Origin of the sequence: Plantactinospora mayteni, from assembly GCF_016862935.1 — a bacterium.
Classification (GTDB): Bacteria; Actinomycetota; Actinomycetes; order Mycobacteriales; family Micromonosporaceae; genus Plantactinospora; species Plantactinospora mayteni.
Map to the genome: position 1 here is coordinate 389,906 of NZ_BONX01000002.1, position 20,663 is coordinate 410,568.

Here is a 20,663-nt window from a genome sequence, read left to right on the forward strand (position 1 = left end):
CTCCGACCCGACTCCGCCGTCCGCGCGACGCGCTCAGGCGTTCGACGCCTCGCCGACGACGGCGTAAACGCCCTGGAGATTCACCATTCGGCTCAGTTCCGCCTGGTCGATGGTGACGTGCAGATTCCGCTCGAGCGCGGCGAGAATTTCGATCGCCAGCAGCGAGTCCGCACCGTGGTCCTCTTTGAAGAGACTGGTCTCGGTAACCTCGTCGGCGTCGATTTCCAGAATCTCGCAGACGATCTCCTTGACCTGCTCGCGGTCGATGTCGGTGCTGGTGCTCGGGGTCGTGCTGGTCATGTCGCCTCCAGAAACGGATCGGAAGAGTCAATACCTCGATGGCTACCCCTGGCATGCGCCTCGTCGCCCGATACCGTTTGCCGGTCGGCCGACCTCGCGGCACCATCGGATCGCGGTACGGTCCCGAGTCTGTGAGCCGCGACTATATTTCTCCTATATGGCGACGGGCGGTCCGCCATATCCGGTCCGACCGCCGGATTTCCGACTAGCGCGATCCGGGAGCCACCCGGATGACAGGGTGGGGGCATGGCGGTCGACATCGTCTACGAGACGCCCGCGATGACCACCGACAACGAGGCCGGACTGGCCACCGGGTGGCAGCCCGGCCAGCTCTCCGAGTACGGCCGGCGCGGCGCCCGGGAGCTGGGTGAGCGGCGCTGCGGCGACGGGCTGCACATCGTCTTCTGCTCCGACCTGGCCCGGGCGGTGGAGACCGTCGAGATCGCGTTCGGGCTCCGACAACTCCCGGTGCACCGCGACAGCCGGCTGCGCGAGTGCGACTACGGCGACCTGACCGGCCGTCCGGTGGCCGAGCTGGCCCCGCTGCGCGCCCGGCACCTGGACGAGCCCTTTCCGGGCGGGCAGAGCTACCGGCAGGTGGTGGAGCAGACCCGGAACTTCCTCCGGGACCTGGCCGCCGCCTGGGACGGTTCCCGGGTGCTGATCGTGGCGCACGAGGCGAACCGGTGGGCCCTCGACCACCTGCTGCACGGGGCTCCGCTCGCCGACCTGGTCGCCGCGCCGTTCGAGTGGCGCCCGGGGTGGACCTACCAGCTTCCGTCCAGGTGGGGCACCGACGGACCCCCACCGGCCCGGCTGCAACCCGGGCAGCCCGCCCCGGAGCACGGGTAGCCGGTGCCGGGACGGGCGGTGAAGCGCGGCGCAACGTCGGTAACTCGCGGGCGGTCACCGTCGGGGCCTGCCTATTCTTGGCGACGACATGCAGACGCCACCGCCCGCCCCTGCCGTACCCGCCGCCGACCTTCCCGCGCTCCGGGCCCGGCTGCCGGAGTTGATGTTCCGTGACCAGCGCCGGATCCAGCGTCGGCTGGACGGCCTGGCCAAGATCCGTGATCTCGGGCGGCGACAGGCGGCCACCGCCGAGATCGCCGCCGAGGTCGACACGGCGGAGCAGCGACTCGCCCGCCGCCGGGCCGCCGTACCGGTGATCACCTATCCGGCCGGGTTACCGGTCAGCGAGCGCAAGGACGACCTGCTCGCCGCGATCCGGGACCACCAGGTGGTGATCGTGGCCGGCGAGACCGGCTCCGGCAAGACCACCCAGCTACCCAAGATCTGCCTGGAGCTGGGGCGGGGCGTCCGGGGGCTGATCGGGCACACCCAGCCGCGCCGGCTGGCCGCGCGTACGGTGGCGGACCGGATCGCCGACGAACTCGGTACCGAGCTGGGCGGGGTGGTCGGCTACAAGGTCCGCTTCACCGACCAGGTCGGGGACGGCACGCTGGTCAAGCTGATGACCGACGGCATCCTGCTCGCCGAACTCCAGCAGGACCGGATGCTCCGGCAGTACGACACGCTGATCATCGACGAGGCGCACGAGCGCAGCCTCAACATCGACTTCATCCTCGGCTACCTGGCGCAACTCCTGCCCCGCCGCCCCGACCTCAAGGTGGTCATCACTTCGGCGACCATCGACCCGGAGCGGTTCGCCCGGCACTTCGCCCGGGACGACGAGCCGGCGCCGGTGCTGGAGGTCTCCGGCCGGACCTATCCGGTCGAGACCCGCTACCGGCCGCTGGTCGAGTTGGGCGACAGCGAGGACCCGGACGACGACGGGGACACCGTCCGGGACCAGATCCAGGCGATCGGCGACGCGGTGCAGGAGTTGGCCGCCGAGGGGCCCGGGGACGTGCTGGTCTTCCTCAGCGGCGAACGGGAGATCCGGGACACCGCCGACGCGCTGGGGAAACTGGTGCAGAACCGCCCGGCCCTGCGGGACACCGAGATCCTGCCGCTGTACGCCCGGCTCTCCACCGCCGAGCAGCACCGGGTCTTCCAGCCGCACCGGGGCCGTCGGGTCGTACTCGCCACCAACGTCGCCGAGACCTCGCTGACGGTGCCCGGCATCAAGTACGTGGTGGATCCCGGCACCGCCCGGATCTCCCGGTACAGCCACCGGCTGAAGGTGCAGCGGCTGCCGATCGAGCCGGTCTCCCAGGCGTCGGCGAACCAGCGCAAGGGGCGCTGTGGGCGTACCTCGGACGGGATCTGCATCCGGCTCTACGACGAGCCGGACTTCCTCGGCCGGCCCGAGTTCACCGATCCGGAGATCCTGCGTACCAACCTCGCCTCGGTCATCCTCCAGATGACCGCGATCGGGCTGGGCGACATCGCCGCGTTCCCGTTCATCGACCCGCCGGACAAGCGCAACATCGCCGACGGGGTCAACCTGCTGCGCGAACTGGGCGCGCTGGAGGAGACCGGCGAGGAGACCGGGCACCGGCTGACCCCGCTGGGCCGCCGGCTGGCGCAACTCCCGGTCGACCCCCGGCTGGCCCGGATGGTGCTGGAGGGCGAGCGCAACGGCTGCGCGACCGAGGTGTCGGTGATCGCCGCCGCGCTGTCCATCCAGGATCCCCGGGAGCGGCCGGCGGACAAGCAGGCCCAGGCCGACCAGGCGCACGCCCGGTTCACCGACAAGGAGTCGGACTTCGCCGCGCTGCTCAACCTGTGGCGATATCTCCAGGAGCAGCAGCGGGCGCTGTCGTCCAGCGGGTTCCGCCGGATGTGCAGGGCCGAATACCTCAACTACCTGCGGGTCCGGGAGTGGCAGGACATCAACTCCCAGCTCCGCCAGGTGCTCCGGACCACCGGCGGCGCGGCGTCCGAGGGCCGTCCGGGCCGTGGCCGACGCGACGGTGATCCCGCCCCCGACGACCCCGGCACGGGTACGACGGCAGCGGCCACGACGACAGCGGCCGGCGACGCGACACCGGAGAGCATCGACACCGACCGGATCCACCAGTCGCTGCTGGCCGGGCTGCTCTCGCACGTGGGGCTGAAGGAGGCGCAGAAGAACGAGTACCTCGGCGCCCGGGGTGCCAAGTTCGGGCTGTTCCCCGGCTCGGCGCTGTTCCGGAAGCCGCCGCGCTGGGTGATGGCCGCCGAGCTGGTCGAGACGTCCCGGCTCTGGGGCCGGGTGGCGGCCCGGATCGAGCCGGAGTGGGTCGAGACGCTCGCCCCGCACCTGGTGAAACGCAGCTACAGCGAGCCGCACTGGGAGAAGAAGCAGGGCGCCGTGATGGCCTTCGAGAAGGTCACCCTCTACGGCATCCCGCTGGTCAGTGGCCGGAAGGTCAACTTCGGCCGGATCGACCCGGTGCTGAGTCGGGACCTGTTCATCCGGCACGCGCTGGTGGAGGGCGACTGGCAGACCCACCACAAGTTCTTCACCGACAACCGGGCTCTGCTCGACGAGGTCGAGGAGTTGGAGCACCGGGCCCGGCGCCGGGACATCCTGGTCGACGACGAGACGCTCTACTCCTTCTACGACCAGCGCATCCCCGCCGACGTGGTCTCCGGCCGGCACTTCGACATCTGGTGGAAGCGGACCCGCCGGGACCGGCCCGACCTGCTCACCTTCGACCGGCAGATGCTGGTCAACGAGGGCCGGGGCGGGGTCGACGCGGCGGACTACCCCGACGAGTGGCACTCGGACGGGGTGGCGCTGCCGTTGACGTACCGGTTCGAGCCGGGGACGGAGACCGACGGGGTGACGGTGGACATCCCGCTGCCGATGCTCAACCAGGTCGACGCGGAGAGCTTCGACTGGCAGGTACCGGGACTGCGCGAGGAGCTGGTGGTGGCGCTGATCCGGTCGCTGCCGAAGGCCGTACGCCGGAATTTCGTCCCGGTGCCGGACTACGCCCGGGCGGTGCTGGCCACGATCACGCCGGGCCGGGAGCCGCTGCTCGACGCGCTGACCCGGGAGCTGCGCCGGATGACCGGGGTGACCGTGCCGCGCGACGCCTGGGACACCGACCGGCTGCCGGCACACCTGCGCCCGACCTACCGGGTGGTCGGCGAGGAGCGGCAGACCGTCGCGGAGGGCAAGGACCTGCCGGCGTTGCAACGGCAGCTCACCACCCAGATACGCCGGATGGTGGCCGCCGCCGCCCCGGACGTCGAACGCTCCGGGCTGCGGGAGTGGAGCATCGGCACGCTGCCGAGGTCGATCGAGCAGGACCGGGCCGGCTACCTGGTGACCGCCTATCCGGCGCTGACCGACGAGGGCGACAGTGTCGGGGTACGGGTCTTCGAGACCGAGGCGGAGCAGCGCCGGCAGATGTGGGCCGGTACCCGACGGCTGCTCCGGCTGACCCTCGGCTCGCCGCAGAAGTTCGTCTCCGGGCGGCTCTCCAACGAGGCGAAGTTGGCGCTGAGCCGCAACCCGCACCGCAACGTGCAGGACCTGCTCGACGACGCGGCCGACGCGGCGGTGGACAAGCTGGTGGCCGATGCCGGCGGGCCGGCCTGGGACGCCGACGGTTTCGCCGTGCTGCGCGACCGGGTCCGGGCGGAGCTGGTCGACACCACCGTCGAGGTCGTCGACCGGGTACGCCGGGTGCTCGCCACCGCCTACACGGTGGAGCAGCGGCTGACCCGGACCAACAGCCTGACCCTGGTGGCGGCGCTGGCCGACATCCGGGCCCAGCTCTCCGCTCTGGTGCACCGGGGCTTCGTCACCGAGGCCGGTTACGCCCGGCTCGGCGACCTGCCGCGCTATCTGACCGCGATCGAGCGCCGCCTCGACCGGCTGCCGCAGAACCCGCAGCGGGACCGCGACCAGCAGGCCCGGATCACCCAGGTGCAGAACGAATACCGGGAGATGGTCGACGCGCTGCCGCCGGCCCGCCGGGGCGACGACGCGGTACGGCAGATCCGCTGGATGATCGAGGAGCTCCGGGTGAACGTCTTCGCCCAGGCCCTCGGTACGCCGTACCCGATCTCGGAGCAGCGGATCTACCGGGCGATGGACGTCGCCGAGGCCGGCTGAGCCGGGAACGGTAAGTAACACGTAGAGATTGACGGGTTCGAATAGGTTCGCGTAGGCTGACCAGGTCGGCGGCGGTAAGCGCTTTCCATTTCCCGTTTTCTCAAGTCCGGGAGCGCCCGTATGAGACGCCACCGCACGACCACTCTCGCCCTGCTCACGATCGTGACCCTGCTGCTGGGCATGGCACCCGTCCCCGCCTCGGCCGCGGCCCGGTTCCGGGTCCTGGTCTTCTCCAAGACGACGAACTACTACCACGACTCGATCCCGGCCGGCATCGCCGCGATCGAGCGGCTCGGCGCCGCACACGACTTCGAGGTCGAGGCGACCACCGACGCCGGGGCGTTCACCGACGCCAACCTCGGCCGGTTCGACGCGCTGGTCTTCAACAACACCAACTCCACGCCGGAGTCCGGTGACCTGCTCGACGCGGCACAGCGGGCCGCGTTGCAGAACTTCGTCCGGGCCGGTGGCGGCTGGGTCGGCCTGCACGCCGCCTCGGCCAGCGAACGCGACTGGACCTGGTACGAGGGCCTGGTCGGCACCATCTTCGACTTCCATCCCGACTTCTCCGCCACCGGCGGCACCTACCCGGGCCGGATCAAGGTGCTGGACGGGGCACATCCGTCCACGAAGGACCTGCCGGAGCTGTGGGAGCGTGGCGAGGAGTGGTACAACTGGCGTACCAACCCGACCGGCAAGGTGCACACGCTGGCCCAGATCAAGGTCCGGGACGGCATCCCCGGGATGGACGAGGGGCACGACCACGCGTACTCGTGGTGCCAGAACTACGACGGCGGCCGGTCCTGGTTCACCGCTGGCGGGCATGCCGGCTCCGCCTTTTCCGAGCCGGCCTTCCTGGCCCACCTGCGCGGCGGCATCGAGTGGGCGGCCGGCGCGGTCCCCGGCGACTGCGGCGCCACCCGGACCGGCAACTTCCAGCGGGTACCGCTGGTCAGCGAGGACCTGGCCGACCCGTTCGAGCTGGCCGTGGCGCCGGACCGGCGGGTCTTCTACATCCAGCGGACCGGCGCGGTGAAGGTGATCGACCAGGAGACGCTGAACGTCCGCACCCTGATCGACTTCGCCTACACCCCGGCCCAGACCAGCCAGTCCGACGGGCTGCTCGGGATGACCCTGGACAACGACTTCGGCACCAACAACTGGATCTACCTGCTCTGGTCGGACAAGACCGCCAACCAGCTCAACTTGTCCCGGTTCACCGTCACCGGCGACACCATCGCGCTGAGCAGCGAGAAGCGGCTGCTGACCATCCCCACCTACCGGGGCGAGGGGCGGGCCAACTCGCACATGGGCGGCTCGCTGACCATGGACCGGCACGGCAACCTCTATGCCGGGATCGGCGACAACACCGACCCCTTCGAGTCCAGCGGCTACGCCCCGATCGACGAGCGGGCCGGTCGGCGGGCCTGGGACGCGCAGGCGACCGCCGGGAACACCAACGACCTGCGGGGCAAGATCCTCCGGATCACCCCCCGCCCCGATGGCACGTACGCGGTGCCGAGCGGCAACCTCTTCGCGCCCGGGACGGCCCGGACCCGGCCGGAGGTCTACGCGATGGGGATGCGCAACCCGTTCCGGATCACCGTCGACCCGTTGACCGACGCGCTGCTGGTCGCCGACTACGGGCCGGACGCGCGGGCCGCCGACCCGAACCGGGGTCCGGAGGGGACGGTGGAGTTCAACCGGATCACCAGCGCCGGCAACTACGGCTGGCCGTACTGCACCGGCGACAATGTGCCGTTCAACGACTACAACTTCGCCACCTCGACGCCGGGGCCGAAGTTCAACTGCGGTGCGCTGGTCAACAACTCCCCCAACAACACCGGGCTGACCACCCTGCCGGCGGCCCGCTCGGCCCTGGTCTGGTACGCCTACTCCGCCTCGGCCGGCTTCCCCGAGCTGGGTACCGGCGGCGGTGGCCCGATGAGCGGCCCGGTCTACGACTACGACCCGGCCAACCCGAGACCGACCAAGTTCCCGGAGTACTACGAGGGCAAGTGGATCGTCTACGAGCTGACCCGGCAGTGGTGGAAGACCCTCTCGACGCACGAGACGGCGCAGACCTTCACCGACCCGAGGTTCGGGCCGACCCGGGTCGGCGACCTCCAGTCGATCAACGGGATCTTCGGCGACATGAGCTGGATCCAGCCCTTCGAGGCGGAGTTCGGCCCGGACGGCTCGCTCTACGTGATCGATTTCGGGGTCGGCAGTGGCAGTGGCCGGGGCGGCAGCAACGAGGGCGCCGGGATCTACCGGATCGACTACGTCGCCAACGGCCGCCCGCCGGTGGCGAAGCTGACCGTGGACCGGGACAACGGCCCGGGACCGCTGACGGTCCGGTTCTCCAGCGCCGGCTCCGCCTCGGGTGACGGCACGCCGATCGCGTACGCCTGGGACCTCGACGGCGACGGTGACACCGACTCGACGGCGGCGAACCCGACGCACACGTACCCGGATCGGGGCCGGTTCACCGCCCGGCTGACGGTCAGCACCGCCCGGGGACTCAGCTCGGTGGCGACCGCGCAGATCACGGTCGGCAACACCCGGCCGACGGTCGCACTGAACGTGCCGAACGGCGGCTTCTTCGACTTCGGCGACCAGATCCCGTACGCGGTCACGGTCACCGACCCGGAGGAGAGCACCGTCGACTGTGCCCGGGTGGTCACCCAGACCCAGCTCGGGCACGACAGCCACAGCCATCCGATGGACAACTACGTCGGCTGCTCCGGAACGGTCGACACCGAGGCGACCGGCGGGGACGGGCACGGTCCGGGCCAGAACCTCTACACGGTGCTGACCGCCCAGTACACCGACGGTGGCGGCCCCGGCGGGGTACCGGCGCTGGTCGGCTCGGTTCGGCACGAGTTGCAGACCAAGAGCAAGGAGGCGGAGCACTTCGACGCCGCCAACGGGATCCAGGTGCTGGACCGGGCCACGGCCAGGGCCGGCCGGCGGATCGGCGACGTCGACCACGGCGAGTGGATCAGCTTCGCCCCGGTCAACCTGACCGGGATCAGCACGGTCACCGCCGGGGTCAGCTCGGGCAGCACCGGCGGCACCATCGAGTTCCGGGCCGGCTCGCCGACCGGGCAACTGCTCGGCACGATGCCGGTCGGCAGCACCGGCGGCTGGGACAACGTGGTCTCGCCGACGGTCAACCTGGCCAATCCCGGCGGGACGTTCTCCCTCTACCTGGTCTTCGTCAACCCGGCGCAGACCGGTGGCACGCCCGACCTGCTCTCACTGGACTGGCTGCGGTTCAACGGCGCGGGCGTGAAGCGGGAGACCGGTGGCAGTGTCTCGGTCACCGCCACCCCACGGACCGGGACCGCGCCGCTGTCGGTGGCGTTCGGCGCCACCGTCACCCCGGCGGCCGGGCGGACGATCACCGACCGGGCCTGGGACTTCGGCGACAACACCCCGGTCGTGCACGCGGCGTCGACGACCCACGCGTACGCCCGGCCGGGCACCTACACCGCCCGGCTGACCGTCACCGACAGCGCCGGAGCAACCATGTCGAGTCACCTCGCGATCACCGTACGTTGACAAACTGCCGGGTGGGGCCGTGCGGCGGCGGCCCACCCGGGTTCGGATCTCCCCCTCGACGGCGGCGGGTGGTGAGCGACACAGCCATCCCGGCCCTGACCAGTTGGAACGTCGGGGCCTTCGGTGAGTAGGCTGACCGTCGGCCATCCAGAGCGACCGAGAGACCTGGCTCGTCGACGTCGCAGCAACCCCCCACCGTGGGTGCGGGTGCTACCGCCAGGATCGATGGAGGTTTCGCAGTGCGCAGCATCCGAGCCGAGCGGACAAGCCGGCTCCATGTCACCTGGCACCGGTGGCGTCGACACGTCGACCTCTGCCGGACCAGCACCATGCTCTGTCGCGGTCACGCCTGACCCCGACCGCCGGTCGGCGGAGTTCCGACCATCTGATTGATCCCCTTCGAGGCGGCTGACCTCGGCGCTGTGGCACGCCCACGACCGGTATCCGGTCCCGGGCATTGTCGGCGTCGCTGCCGCCGGATATTTCCTGGAGTTTCGTCACAATGCGCTTCAACACCCTCGTCACCCGCCTGCTCTCCGGGGCCGCCGCCGTCGCGCTGCTCGGCGCGGTCGCCGCGTGCGGCGGCGGCTCGTCGGCCGGCGACGCCGCCGACAATCCTTACGGCCTGCTGCAACCCGGCACGCTGCGGGTCGGCACCCTGACCGACGCCCCGCCGAACGTGTATCTGAAGGACGGCAAGTTCACCGGCTTCGACAACGACCTGATGACCGCCGTCGCCGGCAAGCTCGGGCTGAAGGTCGAGTTCGTCGGCACCGAGTTCTCCGCGCTGCTCGCCCAGGTCAACAACCACAGGTTCGATGCCGGCTCGTCGTCGATCACCATCACCGAGGCGCGGAAGAAGACCGTCGACTTCACCAACGGGTACGACTTCGGCTACTTCGGACTCGACGTACCGGCCGGCTCGCCGATCAGGAGCTTCGGCGAGCTGAAGGGCAAGCGGGTGGTCGTGGTGCAGGGCACCGTGCAGGACGACTACGCCACCAAGGAGGGCCTCGACCCCGTCCGGGTACCCGACTACAACGGCGCGATCAACCAGCTCAAGGCGAAGACCGCCGACGCCTGGATCTCGCCCGCCGAGATCGGCGAGAAGTCCGCACAGGACAGTGGCGGAAAGATCGTACTGGCCGAGAAGCAGCTCAGCTCGGCGCCGACCGCGTTCGCGGTGGCCAAGGGCGCCGACCCGCTGCGCGAGGCGCTGGACAAGGCCCTCGACCAGGTGATCGAGGACGGCACCTGGACCCGCCTCCAGGAGCAGTACTACCCGGGGCGGCCGGTACCGGAGAGCTTCAGGCCGGGCAGCGGCACGGTGACGTACCCGCCGGTCAAGGCCGGTCCGACGAGCCCGGCCGCCACTCCGGCGAACTGATCCGGCAACTCCGGACCCGAGACAGGTGAGTTGATGGAGACCCTGGCGACGTTGTGGGAGACGTTCTTCGACCTGGAGTCGATGCGCGAGGCGCTGCCCGAGATGCTCACCGTCGGGCTGCCCAACACGCTGCTGCTGGCGCTGCTCTCCGCCATCCTGGGGACGCTGCTCGGCATGCTGCTGGCGATGGCCGGGCTGGCCCGGACCCGCTGGCTGCGCTGGCCGGCCCGGCTCTACACCGACGTGTTCCGGGGACTGCCGGCCGCCGTCACGATCCTGCTGATCGGGGTCGGGCTGGCCCCGCTCGGGCTCGCCTGGTGGGGACCGAACCCGTATCCGCTGGGCATCCTGGCGCTGTCGCTGATCGCGGCGGCGTACATCGGGGAGATCTTCCGGTCCGGCATCCAGAGCGTGGAGGCCAGTCAACTGGAGGCGACCCGGGCCCTGGGCCTGTCGCACGGTGCCGCCATGCGTTTGGTGATCATCCCGCAGGGCGTACGCCGGGTCCTGCCGGCCTGGGTCAACCAGCTCATCGCCCTGATCAAGGACTCCAGCCTGGTCTACTTCCTCGGCCTCGTGGCCAGCCAGCGGGAGCTGTTCCGGATCGGCCAGGACTACGCGGCGAACACCGGCAACGAGTCCGCGCTGCTGCTCGCCGGGCTGTTCTACCTGGTCATCACCGTCCCGCTGACCCACCTGGTCAACTGGGTCGACCGACGGCTGCGGGACGGCCGGGCCGGTGGTCCGGAACCCGACTCCGACGATCCGGTGGCACTGGCCGGCGAGGCCGCGCCATCGACGGGTGGAAGTGGAAGGGAAACCCGGCATGCCTGAGTCTGTCCGTCCGCCGGCATCGGCCCGGTCGGTGTCATCCGTCGAGCCCGCGTCGGCCGCAGGTTCGACGGCTTCCGACGGCTCGACGGCCTCCGTTGACTCGGCCGGGGCTGGGGCCGGTCCCGGATACGAGTCGGTGAGTGTCGCGACGCGGGACGTACACCTTTCGTTCGGCCGGCACCAGGTGCTGCGCGGCATCGACCTGGCGGTCGGCCGGGGCGAGACGGCGTGCGTCATCGGCCCTTCCGGCTCCGGGAAGTCCACCCTGCTGCGGGTCGTCAACCGGCTGCTGGAACCGGACCGGGGCGACGTACTGCTGGACGGCGTGAGCGTGCTCGACCAGGACCCGGACGCGCTGCGCCAGCGGATCGGCATGGTCTTCCAGCAGTTCAACCTGTTTCCGCACATGACGGTGCTGCGCAACGTCACGCTCGCGCTCCGGCAGCTCAAGAAGCTCTCCCGGGACGAGGCCACCGAGCTGGCGCTGCGCCAGCTCGACCTGGTCGGACTACGGCACAAGGCCGACGTCCGGCCCGGCAGGCTCTCCGGCGGCCAGCAGCAGCGGGTGGCCATCGCCCGCGCGCTGGCGATGTCGCCCCGGGTGATGCTCTTCGACGAGGCGACCTCGGCGCTCGACCCCGAACTCGTCAAGGGCGTGCTCTCGCTGATGGCGGAGCTGGCCGGCCAGGGCATGACGATGCTGGTCGTCACCCACGAGATGGGCTTCGCCCGGCAGGTCGCCGACCAGGTCGTCTTCCTCGACCGGGGTCGGGTGGTCGAGGCCGGCCCACCCGCGCAGGTCTTCGAGGACCCGCGCAGCGAGCGGCTCGCACAGTTCCTCTCCCAGGTCCTTTGACGGGTTCCCGTCCGGTGACCCGTTCCGTCCGGTCGAGCAGGCCGCCGCGCGGGAGATGCTCGAAGAGACCGGCTGGCGGCCGTGACAGCAGGGGACCGAGACTCGAAGAGCTCGGCCACGAGAACGAGATGCCGTGAGTTCACCGCGACGCAACCGGTACATCGTTCGTTCGTGGTTTCCGCTGTTATGTTGACCCTCAGCTATTAAGGGGCCACGACGCCCTCTCTCCTCGCGCCATCCTCTGTAGGATCGCCGGCACCGAGTTGCTGGGCGGAACCGATTCGCTGATCTGACCCGCTTGTGCCCCACTTGCAACGCCGGAAGGGACACTGATTCATGTCATCGGGGAATGACCGCATCGCGATCAGCGCGGAGCGGGTGGCGATGCATGCCAAGGTCTGGGAAACCCAGTCCGGAAACCTTGCCGACGTGGCCAGAATGCTGGACGGTCTGCAGTTTCGACACGTGACCGCGCCTACATTCGGTCCGGCGGTGACCGCACACGAAGGGCTCGTCACGGCGATGAGGGCCAAGTGCGCGGAGGGTGCGGCGGTCTGGTCGGCGCTGGCCCAGTTCCTCGGGATCACCTACCAGGTATATGACGACAACCAGCAGGAAGCGGTGCGGGCGCTGCACAGACTGCGGCAGGATGCCGCCGATCAGCAGTCCCATCCGGCCCGCAGGATGTTGGGTGTGGCGCCGTGACCACGCTGACCGGCGTGCCCGTGGTCGGAGGGCCGTTCGACGCGGAGGCCGCGCGCACGCAGGCAAAGGACCTGCTCCAGAAGCTAAGCACCTGGATCGACCAACTCGCAACGGCGATCGCCGCACTCAAGGATTCGGTGTGGACGCAGGTTGCTGGCATCGGTAGCTGGCTGACGGAGGTGGTAAAGCTCGGCGAAGAACTCCTGCGCGGTGCCCGGGGACTCCTCGAAGAGGCGTGGGTCGTCCCATTCGCGCTGGTCAACGATATCGGCCTGTGGATGCAGATCCAGCACCGCGCCCAGAACATCCAGAACCACACGACCGAACGCGCGATCGACCGGAACGTGGCGCGCAGGGGCGAGGCCACGGACAAGCCGTGGGCGGGCCATCTCTACGACGCTTACACGTCCGAGATCCCGATCCAGAACGGAGCTATCCGGAACGTGTCCACGTTGGCGGAGAAGGCCGCGAACTCCCTCGCCGTCTGCTTCGCGGCAGGGATCACGATGTACGCGACGTGGCTGTCCGCCGTCTACCAGGCGGCCACGTTCCTGATCCGGCTACGGCTCAACCCCACGCTGATCACGAGCGGCAGCGATTACTCGACCTTCGGCCGGCTAATAGTGACCGCGACAGCGGCCACGTACGCGGCCAACCAGGCCATCGCGGCCCAGGCGAGCCGGCTGGCGACGCTGGCGGCTGACCGAGACGGGCTGACCCAGCCGGACCAGCCGCAACCCGGCCACCTGGGTGCGGACGCCAACTGGCCGAACCCGTTCAACGACCGGTCGTTCGTGCGGGTAAAACTCGACCCGAGCGGCCGTCGGGTCCGGGTCGAGGGTGGGCCGGAGTACTCGATCAACAAGATCCCTTAGCCGCGCGCCGCATTTTGTTGTGCTTGAGTTCTTGGGATCGTTACAGCTCCGGTCAACCTGCGTAGGTTGACCGGTCAGCCGCGCAGGTCGACCGGAAGTGCCGACAGGCCACGCAGCAGCAGGCTGGACCGCCAGGAGACCTTCTCCGGCGGCACCGCCAGCCGCATGTCGGGGAACCGGCGGGCCAGTGCGCCGAAGGCGATCTGCCCCTCCAGCCGGGCCAGCGGTGCGCCGAGGCAGTAGTGGATGCCGTGTCCGAAGGCGAGGTTGGGGGTGGCCGGGCGCTCCAGGTCCAGCCGGTCCGGGTCGGCGAACCGCTCCGCGTCCCGGTTCGCCGAGAGCAGGGCCACCAGCACCGACGCGCCCTCGGGAATGATCCGGCCGCCCAGCTCGACCGGCTCCATCGCGGTCCGGAACGAGGCGTTCTGCACCGGGCCCTCGTAGCGCAGTACCTCCTCGATCGTCCTGGGCAGCAGCTCCGGTTCGGCCACCACCCGGGCCCACCGCTCCGGCTCGGCCAACAGCAGCAGCATGCCGTTGCCGATCAGGTTGACGGTGGTCTCGTGCCCGGCGATCAGGAACAGGTAGACCATCGAGACGAGTTCGTCGTCGGTGAGCCGGTCGCCCTGCTCGTGTACGGCGATCAGCGCGGAGAGCAGGTCGTCGGCCGGGCGCTCGCGCTTGGCCGCCAGCAGCGTACGGATGTAGTCGACGATCGCGGTCAGCGCGGGCGGCAGTCCGGCCGGGTTCATCGGGCCGGTGACGATCGCATCCGTCCAGCCACGGAAGTCGGCCTGGTCCTCGGCCGGCACCCCGAGCAGTTCGCAGATCACCTGGATCGGCAGCGGAAAGGCGAAGCGGTCGATCAGGTCCACCTGCTCGGCGTCGGCGATGCCGTCCAGCAACCGCTCGGCCAGCTCCTCGATCCGGGGGCGCAGCGCGGCCACCCGACGCGCGGTGAACGCGCCGGAGACCAGCCTCCGCAGCCGGGTGTGGTCGGGCGGGTTCAGCGCCAGCATGTGCCGGCCGACCGCCCGGGCCACGTCGTCCGGGATCATGCCCCGATAGCTGAACCCGCCGGCCGAGGTGGTCTTGGCCAGCCGCGGGTCGCTCAGGGCCCGCTGGGCGTCCTCGTAGCGGGTCACGACCCAGGCGGTGGCGCCGGTCGGCAGCGCGACCTCCACGACCGGGCTGTCCCGGCGCAGTTGGGCGAGCACCCGGTGCAGATCGGCGGTGGACCCGAACGGATTGGCAACGGTGGTCGACATCGTCTCCCCCACACGACGACGGGATGGCCCGGCGGCCGGGAGCGGATCCGGGCTCCCTCCTATGTTGCCACCGTCGGCAGCGGCCCGGCGCCCCGCCGCCGACCGGCCCCGGACCACCCGGGCCCCGGACCACCCGGGCCGTGGTCACCCGGGCCGTGGTCACCCGGGCCGTGGTCACCCGGGCCTTCGTCACCTGGGCCTCGGTCACCCGGCGCCGAAGAAGCCGCAACCCGCCCCTTGCGGAACTGGATGGTCGTCACCGGTGCCGGCTACGATCTCGCGCATGGCGCTGCTGCACCGGGCCCAAATACACCCCGGCAAACTCGAACTCCTGGCGGACTGGCTGCCCGGCCGGCGCTGGTACCAGGGTCCGGCACCGGCCGACGTCGTCCGCGTCGCGAGCTCCCGGTTCGACGACCCGGACGGAGCGGTCGGGATCGAGACGATGCTGGTCAGGTCCGCTGACGGGCCGATACTCCAGGTCCCGCTCACCTATCGCGACGCACCCCTGCCCGGTGGCGACGACTGGCTGGTCGGCACCACCGAGCACTCGGTACTCGGCCGCCGCTGGGTGTACGACGCCTGCGGCGACCCGGTGTACGCCTGCGCACTGGCCGGCGCGATCGTCACCGGTGGCTGCCAGGCGGAGGAGTTCTTCGAGGTCGACGGCGTACGCCAGATCCGCGAGCCGAGCATGACCGTGGCCGGCAGCGGCACCCCGGGCAGTACCGTGCTGCCGGTGCAGGTGATCCGGCGGGTCGTCGAGGACGACGAGCGCACCACCATCGTCACGGACGCGGTAGAACTCGCCGTCGTCCGCCGCCCCGGTGCCGGGGCCGAGGGGCCGAGCACCGCCACGCTCTCCGGCACCTGGCCCGGCCAGCCGACCCCGCTGCCGCTGGCGTACGCCGTCCCGCGCTGAAGCCGGGGCCTCCCGTCCGCCGATCCGGCACTACCCTCCGGCTGTGAGCCCTGCACGCAAGGACGGCATCCGGCGCCGGACGGAACTCCTCGACGCCGCACTGCGCTGTTTCGACGAGCGCGGACTGCTGGCGACCGGGATCGAGGACATCCGCCGGGCCGCCGGCGCCAGCCCGTCCAGCGTCTACCACCTCTTCGGCGGCCTCCAGGATCTCACCGCCGCGCTGCTGGTCCGGACCTTCGAGCGGCTGTGCCGGCAGTTGACCGCCGACGTGACCGCGACCGCCACGGCCGGGGAGGCGGTACGCGCGCTGGTCGGCTCGCATCTGGGTTGGGTCGCGGAGCATCGCGCCGAGGCCCGGTTCCTCTACCAGGCGACGGCGCTGGAGTTGGCCGCCGGGCACTCCGCAGAGCTGGCCGCCGTGAAGGCGGAGTTGCGAGCACCGATCATGGCGCACCTGGCCGCCTTCGGCGACCGCGGCGAGTTGCCGGACTGGACCGCCCAGCAGTTCGAGACGGTGGTGCTCGGGCCTAGCCACGAGGTGAGCCGCCGCGTCCTCGCCACCGGCGTCGGTGACCTGGACTGGGCCCGGGCGGTACTGCCGGAGCTGGCCTGGCGGACCATCCGGGCGGCCATCGAGGTCGATGCCGACGCCGACACCGACACCGACACCGAGAGCTAAGTGGAATGTTCTTCCAATTGGTCGTATCGTCGAGGGATGAAAACGATCCTGTATGCCTCGCTGACCGCGAACGGCCACGTCGTACGCTCCGGCCCTGACCACGAGATCCCGCCAGAGGTGCTCACCGACTTCATCGGGCAGGTCCGGCAGCACCGCAACCTCGTCGTCGGGCGCCGGACCTTCGACCTCGTCTCGGCCGGTGGCGGTGGCGGTGGCGGCGCGTTCGCGGGCGTCGAGGTCGTCGTGCTCTCCCGGCACGCGCCGGCACCACGCGGCGGGTACGTCGTCGTCGCCTCCCCCGCCGACGCGCTACGACACCTGGCCGACCGGGGGCATCACACGGCACTGCTGGGCGGCGGCGCGACGACGAACAACGCCTTCCTCGCCGAGGATCTCGTCGACGAGTGCTACCTGAACGTCGCCCCGGCCCTGACCGGGAACGGCGGCGGCATGGCGCTGCCCGCCGGGCGGCACGCCGCCCTGCACCTGCTCGACGTACGCCGACTGGGCGGGGACATCGTGCAACTGCACCACCGGGTGGCCCGGTAGCCGGCGAAGGTTGACGTCAGGGCGCGTCAATCCACATCGGACTGATCCTCGTCAGGTGTCTGCGGGCCGCTCGGCGGGGAGCGGGAAGTAGTCGCGGAGCCTCGCGATCCGGCCGGCACGGACCCGGAAGATCTGCACCAGGGACATGGTCGCGCGTTGCCCGGTCGGCGTGACGAGGACGCTGTCGATCTCGACCACGAAGACGTCGGGATCGGCGGTCTCGTGCAGCACGTACCCGGACTCCGCCGCGTCGACCGTGCCCTGGAAGGCCGGCTCCCGGTGGTACGCGCCGATGCCGGCCCGGATCGCCTCCCGGCCGACCAGCCGGCGCGGCAGCGGATGACCGTCCGGCACCAGCGGTGCCTCGTATTCACCGTCGTCGGTGAACAGGCCGGCCATCGCCTCGGGGTCGCGGCTGATCGCACCGGCGTAGACGTACCGTTCGAAGATTTCTCTGTGGGTGAGGGTCACTTTCTCCAGCCTACCGACCGCCGGCCACCCCGCCCCGACAGTCCAGGACGGTCGGGGCAGGGTGGCTACCGGAGGTCCGAACCGGCCGTACCCGCTCAGCGGCGGCCGAGGAGTTCGGCGACCCGGAGGAAGCCGTCGGTGCCGTGGCCGAGCCCGATCACCCGGCGGGCCAGCCCCTCGACCGCCCGCATCACGCTCGCGTCGATCCCGTGCGCCTCCGACGTGTGCACGATGTGTGCCATGGTCGAGGCCGCCGAGGTGATCGGATTGTCCTCACCGGAGTAGCTGCCGTCCGCCACCTGCGCCGCCGTGCCTTCGAAGATCGGCGGCAGGATCGCACCGATGCCCTTGGCGAACGGCGCGAGTTCCCGCGCGGTGACCCCCTCCGCCCTGGCCACCGCCAACGCGTGGGCCCAACCCGCCATCGAGGTCCAGAAGATGTCCAGCAGCGCGATGTCGTACGCCGCCGCCCGGCCGATCTCCTCGCCGACGTGGGTGTGGGTGCCACCCAGGCGCTCCAGCACCGGACGGTGCCGCTGGTAGAGATCGCCCGGCCCGCTGTGGATGAAGACCCCGTGCGGGGTACCGATGGTCGTGGTCGGCGTCATGATCGCACCGTCCAGGTAGCCGATGCCGTGCTCGGCGGCCCAGGCCGCGACCTCCCGGGCCCGGCCCGGAGTGTCCGCGCTGAGGTTCGCCACCGTACGACCCTTGAGCGCGTCGGCGACGGCGTCGGTCCGGAGGATGGCGTCCGCCGCGTCGTTGTTCACCACGCAGACAACGGTCAGGTCGCTGGCGGCGACCGCCTCCGCCGCCGAGCCGGCACCGACCGCGCCCCGCTCGACCAGGGCCGTCTCCCGGCCGGGAGTCCGGTTCCAGACCGTCGTGCGCAGGCCGGCGTCCAGGAACGCGCCGGTCAGGGCCCGGCCCATCGGTCCCAGACCGAGTACCGTGACAGCGGACTGTTCGGGGTGCGAGGACATACGTGTACTCCTGAACTGGTGTGGACTGGCATGAAGAGGACGTAGATGACGCGCAGCCGGGCCCGGGATCTGAACGTCTGCGGGGTGACCGCCGCGATCGCCGTGATCGACGGCAAGTGGAAGACTGCCCTGCTCTGGCTGCTGGAATCCGGCCCGCACCGCCCCGCCGAGCTGCGCCGACGGCTGCCGGGCCTCACCGAGAAGGTGCTGACCCAGGCGCTACGCGAGATGGAGGGCGACGGGCTGGTGCACCGGGAGGTGCACGACGTACTGCCGCTGAAGACCGTCTATTCGTTGACCCCGTTCGGCCGCGACCTCGCCGAGGCGGTGGCGCCGCTCTCCGAGTGGGGGCACCGCCGCCTGGACAAGCTCGGCGCCGCCCAGTGAACCTTTTTCAACCTCCCCTTGCGGTCCGTCGTGGTCGCAGCTGGAAGTCGGGGCGCACCCACCGGGCGGTTCAGGTTGAAAAAGGTTCAGTCGTCGGCGTCCTGACGCACGCGTCGACCTCCCGTCGATCCGGTTCCGGGCGACCGTCCGACCGCCCACCACCAGACTCGTCCGGCGTGCCAGGACCGACAAGTACGCACTAAAAAGTGGCTATCCGCAGTGGCGCGGACGGCGGCCCCGCCTACCGTTCCGGAGGGGCCGCCGTACCGCGCTCTGGATCGGTTACGCCGAAGGCATCCCGTTCTTCAGCGACGCCGCGAAGCTCGCCCAGGCGATCGGGCGGAACGCCAGCACCGGACCGGAACGGTCCTTGCTGTCCCGTACCGCGACGATGGCCCCGTTGTCGGCCACCTCGACACAGTTCCCGTTGGCACCCGAACGACTGCTCGTACGCCACCTGGCGTCGGTCGAATCGAAGTCGTACATCTTCTTCACCTCCTTCCGTCAATCCTGCTCGGCGGCACGGATGATCAAGCGAACCGAGGCCGCCGGGCTGAGCGCCGCCGCGCGAAGATGCTCGAATAGATCCGTGTAACTGGTGATGTCCGTGTCGCGTTCAAGGAACAGAGCGTTGACGCGGTTCTCTATGTAGACCAGATCCGAATCCGCCGGATCCGGAAAGGCCATGATCGCGAATGCCCCGTACATCCCCGGATGCGCACCGACCTCGTAGGGCAGTACCTGCACGGTGATGTTGGGGAGCTTCGTGAGCTTGGCAAGGTGCTGCAACTGGTCGCGCATCACATCCCCGCCGCCGACTTTGCGGTGCACGACGCTCTCGTCGAGGATCGCCCACACCTTCAGCGGCTCGGCCCTGGTGATCGAATCCTGGCGCTTGAGTCGCGCTTCAACTCGCCGTTCGACCTCCTGGTCGGTGCCGTCCGGCAACAGGCCGGAGGTAACGGCTCGGGCGTACGCCTCGGTCTGGAGTAGGCCGGGGACGAAGAGCGACTCGTAGTTGCGGACCGACTGGGCCTCGGACTCGAACGAGATGTAGGTGCTGTACTCGTCGGGCAACTGGTCCTCGTACGCCTGCAACCAGCCCAGTTGTCCGGCGTCCTTGGCAAGATCGACCAGCTCGGCCCGACGCTCCGGGTCGGTGACGCCGTAAAGGTCGAGCAACCCGAGCAGGGTTCGGCGCTGGGGACGGGCCCGCGCGGTTTCCAGGCGCCAGAGGGTCGCGGGGTTCATGTGGGTCCGCTCGGCGACGTCCTCCCGGGTGAGTGCGGCACCGTGTCGCAGTGCGCGGATTTCCGCCGCCAGTCGGCGCAGTCTGACGGTCGGCGGTTGCTTTCGTGCCGCCACGTTCATGCTCCTTCGCTCCTCTCCAGTCTCATGTGGCTTGCGTTTGCAAGGCAACGGAAAAGCCGCGCGATATGAACAGAACGTCTCTTCGCAAGCCTTGCGTTCGTGCATGACGCTCCAGCAACATGACCCACGGTACGGCCTTGGTCACGCTTTGGTTGGCCCGTACCGGCCACGGCGCGCCGCGCACCTTCCCCCGCTGGGGTGCGTCGTGGCCACCCCCGCCCCTCGGGCGGATGTCCCGCACCCGGGATGCCGGGCAGGTCTTCTGGCGGCAACCAGCTGCTCGGCATCCCTCCATCCTGGAGGTCGCCATGCTGCTGCGCCTGTTCTTCACGGTCGTCGGCTGCACCCTGCTCGGCTTCCTCGCCGGGCTCTTCGCGTTCAAGGTCAAGTCCCGCTGGTGTCCACGCTGCGGTACGACCACGTCCGAACTGGCCGGCCAGCATCGCGCCCGGCCGTGACCGTGGCCGCCACTCGTGTCGCGCGCTTCAG

Annotated in this window: 19 protein-coding genes and 1 riboswitch; of the genes, 13 read left to right on the forward strand and 6 right to left on the reverse strand. The window is 70.3% G+C overall.

The annotated features are described in order from the left end of the window. Positions 1-33 precede the first annotated feature (33 nt). Positions 34-300, reverse strand: a complete 267-nt coding sequence (locus Pma05_RS02010) for an acyl carrier protein (protein ID WP_203855485.1) — start codon at positions 298-300, stop codon at positions 34-36. A gap of 246 nt (positions 301-546) precedes the next feature. On the opposite strand from Pma05_RS02010, the gene Pma05_RS02015 reads away from it, so the two are divergent. From Pma05_RS02015 to Pma05_RS02050, 8 genes are all read left to right on the forward strand, one after another. Further along, positions 547-1,152 (forward strand): histidine phosphatase family protein, encoded by a 606-nt coding sequence (locus tag Pma05_RS02015; protein ID WP_203855486.1) that lies wholly within the window; start codon positions 547-549, stop codon positions 1,150-1,152. 88 nt (positions 1,153-1,240) lie between these two features. Then, the gene (hrpA, locus tag Pma05_RS02020; RefSeq protein ID WP_203855487.1) at positions 1,241-5,317 is read left to right on the forward strand and encodes an ATP-dependent RNA helicase HrpA; all 4,077 of its coding nucleotides are present in this window, start codon (positions 1,241-1,243) and stop codon (positions 5,315-5,317) included. A 120-nt stretch (positions 5,318-5,437) separates the two neighbouring features. Continuing rightward, entirely contained in the window at positions 5,438-8,884 is a 3,447-nt protein-coding gene (locus Pma05_RS02025; RefSeq protein WP_203855488.1) for a ThuA domain-containing protein, read from the forward strand. 140 nt (positions 8,885-9,024) lie between these two features. Next, positions 9,025-9,116, forward strand: a riboswitch (SAM riboswitch). Between the two features lie 270 nt (positions 9,117-9,386). Next, entirely contained in the window at positions 9,387-10,271 is an 885-nt protein-coding gene (locus Pma05_RS02030; RefSeq protein ID WP_203855489.1) for an ABC transporter substrate-binding protein, read from the forward strand. Between the two features lie 33 nt (positions 10,272-10,304). Next, positions 10,305-11,105 carry an amino acid ABC transporter permease gene (locus Pma05_RS02035; protein ID WP_203855490.1) on the forward strand — a complete coding sequence of 267 codons (801 nt, stop codon included), beginning with the start codon at positions 10,305-10,307 and terminating at the stop codon, positions 11,103-11,105. A 136-nt stretch (positions 11,106-11,241) separates the two neighbouring features. Continuing rightward, positions 11,242-11,961, forward strand: coding sequence for an amino acid ABC transporter ATP-binding protein (locus Pma05_RS02040; protein WP_239311515.1), 720 nt, complete (start codon positions 11,242-11,244; stop codon positions 11,959-11,961). Between the two features lie 384 nt (positions 11,962-12,345). After that, a complete protein-coding gene (locus tag Pma05_RS02045) occupies positions 12,346-12,666 on the forward strand; it encodes a hypothetical protein (RefSeq protein ID WP_203855492.1) in 321 nt (106 codons plus the stop codon). Then, positions 12,663-13,541 carry a hypothetical protein gene (locus Pma05_RS02050; protein WP_203855493.1) on the forward strand — a complete coding sequence of 293 codons (879 nt, stop codon included), beginning with the start codon at positions 12,663-12,665 and terminating at the stop codon, positions 13,539-13,541. The genes Pma05_RS02045 and Pma05_RS02050 overlap by 4 nt, the downstream gene beginning before the upstream one ends. Positions 13,542-13,615: 74 nt before the next feature. On the opposite strand, the gene Pma05_RS02055 is transcribed toward Pma05_RS02050, so the two are convergent. Continuing rightward, entirely contained in the window at positions 13,616-14,809 is a 1,194-nt protein-coding gene (locus Pma05_RS02055) for a cytochrome P450 family protein (RefSeq protein ID WP_203855494.1), read from the reverse strand. A 283-nt stretch (positions 14,810-15,092) separates the two neighbouring features. Between Pma05_RS02055 and Pma05_RS02060 the strand changes: the two genes are divergently transcribed. The 3 genes from Pma05_RS02060 to Pma05_RS02070 are packed head-to-tail and all read left to right on the forward strand — an operon-like array spanning position 15,093 to position 16,962. Then, positions 15,093-15,731 (forward strand): CG0192-related protein, encoded by a 639-nt coding sequence (locus tag Pma05_RS02060; RefSeq protein WP_203855495.1) that lies wholly within the window; start codon positions 15,093-15,095, stop codon positions 15,729-15,731. Positions 15,732-15,774: 43 nt separating this feature from the next. Continuing rightward, complete coding sequence (locus tag Pma05_RS02065) at positions 15,775-16,413, forward strand: TetR/AcrR family transcriptional regulator (RefSeq protein WP_203855496.1); 639 nt, start codon at positions 15,775-15,777, stop codon at positions 16,411-16,413. A gap of 36 nt (positions 16,414-16,449) precedes the next feature. Then, positions 16,450-16,962 (forward strand): dihydrofolate reductase family protein, encoded by a 513-nt coding sequence (locus Pma05_RS02070; RefSeq protein WP_203855497.1) that lies wholly within the window; start codon positions 16,450-16,452, stop codon positions 16,960-16,962. A 51-nt stretch (positions 16,963-17,013) separates the two neighbouring features. Here Pma05_RS02070 and Pma05_RS02075 read toward each other — a convergent pair whose 3' ends face one another. Together Pma05_RS02075 and Pma05_RS02080 are read right to left on the reverse strand one after the other, a co-directional pair. Further along, complete coding sequence (locus Pma05_RS02075) at positions 17,014-17,433, reverse strand: nuclear transport factor 2 family protein (RefSeq protein WP_203855498.1); 420 nt, start codon at positions 17,431-17,433, stop codon at positions 17,014-17,016. A 95-nt stretch (positions 17,434-17,528) separates the two neighbouring features. Beyond that, on the reverse strand, positions 17,529-18,416 hold the full coding sequence (locus Pma05_RS02080; protein ID WP_203855499.1) for an NAD(P)-dependent oxidoreductase: 888 nt from the start codon (positions 18,414-18,416) through the stop codon (positions 17,529-17,531). A 45-nt stretch (positions 18,417-18,461) separates the two neighbouring features. Between Pma05_RS02080 and Pma05_RS02085 the strand changes: the two genes are divergently transcribed. Next, complete coding sequence (locus Pma05_RS02085) at positions 18,462-18,803, forward strand: winged helix-turn-helix transcriptional regulator (RefSeq protein ID WP_203855500.1); 342 nt, start codon at positions 18,462-18,464, stop codon at positions 18,801-18,803. Positions 18,804-19,085: 282 nt separating this feature from the next. On the opposite strand, the gene Pma05_RS02090 is transcribed toward Pma05_RS02085, so the two are convergent. Beyond that, entirely contained in the window at positions 19,086-19,289 is a 204-nt protein-coding gene (locus Pma05_RS02090) for a DUF397 domain-containing protein (RefSeq protein WP_203855501.1), read from the reverse strand. Positions 19,290-19,307: 18 nt separating this feature from the next. Further along, positions 19,308-20,174, reverse strand: a complete 867-nt coding sequence (locus Pma05_RS02095; protein WP_203855547.1) for a helix-turn-helix domain-containing protein — start codon at positions 20,172-20,174, stop codon at positions 19,308-19,310. A gap of 137 nt (positions 20,175-20,311) precedes the next feature. Here Pma05_RS02095 and Pma05_RS02100 point away from each other — a divergent pair, with 137 nt between their 5' ends. Beyond that, the gene (locus Pma05_RS02100; protein WP_203855502.1) at positions 20,312-20,632 is read left to right on the forward strand and encodes a hypothetical protein; all 321 of its coding nucleotides are present in this window, start codon (positions 20,312-20,314) and stop codon (positions 20,630-20,632) included. Positions 20,633-20,663 lie beyond the last annotated feature (31 nt).